This is a genomic window from Streptomyces sp. NPDC019443, assembly GCF_044389785.1.
Classification (GTDB): Bacteria; Actinomycetota; Actinomycetes; order Streptomycetales; family Streptomycetaceae; genus Streptomyces.
This window is the reverse complement of sequence record NZ_JBIRYJ010000058.1, coordinates 1-1,303: the sequence shown is the minus strand read 5'-3', so window position 1 is coordinate 1,303 and position 1,303 is coordinate 1. Positions and strand designations below refer to the sequence as shown.

General features: G+C 65.6%; 1 protein-coding gene. It reads right to left on the bottom strand.

Annotated elements, in window-relative coordinates; translation table 11 throughout:
- A partial coding sequence (locus ACH492_RS40065; RefSeq protein ID WP_398994379.1) for a condensation domain-containing protein occupies positions 1-1,303 on the bottom strand: 1,303 nt, incomplete at both ends.

Below are 1,303 nucleotides of genomic sequence, written 5' to 3'. Positions count from 1 at the left end.
CCGGGTAGTTCTCGAAGACGAAGAGGGTGTTGAACAGAGCCTGGCCCGCCGGGAGTTCACTGCTCTCGGTAATCGTGACCAACGGCGTGTGCTCGTACTTACGCGCCCGCACCTGCTCGTCCTGCAACCCCGCCAGCCACTGGGCCACCGGCCGGTCCCGCTCCACCCGCACCCGCACCGGCGTCGTGTTCAACAACAGACCCACCATCGAGTCCATACCGTCGATCTGGCCACCACGACCCGACGACGTCACACCGAACACCACATCATCCGAACCCGCATACAACGACAACACCAACGCCCACGCACCCTGCACCACCGTGTTCAACGTCAACCGATGCCGCCGCGCAAACTCCGCCAGACCCGCACCCGCCAGACCCGGCGGCAACTCCACATGCAGATCCGCCTGCCCCTGATCCCCCGTAACCCGCTCCACACCCAACACCGTCGGCTCCACAAACCCCGCAAGCCGACCACCCCAATACCCCCGCGCCTCCACCAAATCCTGACCCGCCACCCACCCAGCGAACTCCCGGAACGGCGCACGCGCCAACAACTGCGGCCGATTCCCGTCACGGAAAGCGTGATACGCCTCCAGCACCTCCCCCAGCACAATGGGCACACTCCACCCATCCAGGAGGAGGTGGTGGTAACTCCACACGAGCTGATGCCGGTCACCGGCCAGCCGGATCAGAGCCAGCCGCACCAGCGTGGGAGCCGAGAAGTCCGCACCCCGCGCCCAGTCCTCCGCCAGGAAAGCATCCATCCGCTGCCGCCGGGCATCCTCCTCCAGCCGCGAGAAGTCCATCACCCGCAGGGGCAGCGGCACCGACCGGGACACCACCGCCAGCGGCTCCGGCACGCCATCCCACACCACCGCACTACGCAGCACCTCATGCCGCGCAAACACCAACTCCCACGCCCGCTTCAGAGCATCAAGATCCAGCTCCCCCTCCAGAAGCAGACCGTTCTGCACCCAGTACATCCCCGCATCCGAAGACAACTGACTGTGGAACACCATCCCCTGCTGCAACGCCGTCAACGGATAAATCTCGTCGATCACCGTCCCCACCCGACGCGCGACACCATCCACACCGGCCTGATCCAGCCCGGCCAGCGGAAAGTCCGACGGGGTACAACCACCCACCCCCGGACGGCAGCAGAACGCGATCAGATCGGCCAGGACATCCACATACCGCTGCGCCAGCCGCTCCACCGTCGCCTCGTCATACACCTCACCCCCATACGTCCACACCATCTCCAACCGACCGTCGACAACCTGGCTGTTGACCTCGATCAGGTG